Here is a 230-nt window from a genome sequence, read left to right as displayed (position 1 = left end):
AAGGTGCAGGATACAAAAACTTCCAGCACCTGCGAAGCGGTGCGAAAGAGTCTGTAAAGGAAGAAAAACACCCTGTGATCGACCGAGCGAGCGTGGAGCGTGTGGCCCGCTGCTTTGATAAGGATGGTGTTCTTACGCGCTTTCCAAGCAAACGTTCGGATCAGATATCGGTTCTATGGGTGCTTTGGTCTCGCTTGCCGGCCCGGACGAAACTGACGGAAGCCGAGGTG

1 protein-coding gene is annotated in these 230 nt (G+C 54.3%); it reads left to right on the top strand.

The window, feature by feature from the left end:
• A partial coding sequence (locus R0J92_RS27335) for a DUF2087 domain-containing protein (RefSeq protein WP_411053989.1) occupies positions 1–230 on the top strand: 230 nt, incomplete at both ends.

Origin of the sequence: Tritonibacter sp. SIMBA_163, assembly GCF_046535935.1 — a bacterium.
Lineage (GTDB): Bacteria > Pseudomonadota > Alphaproteobacteria > Rhodobacterales > Rhodobacteraceae > Epibacterium > Epibacterium scottomollicae.
The sequence above is the reverse complement of the archived record's forward strand: the minus strand, read 5'-3'. Positions and strand labels throughout refer to the sequence as shown.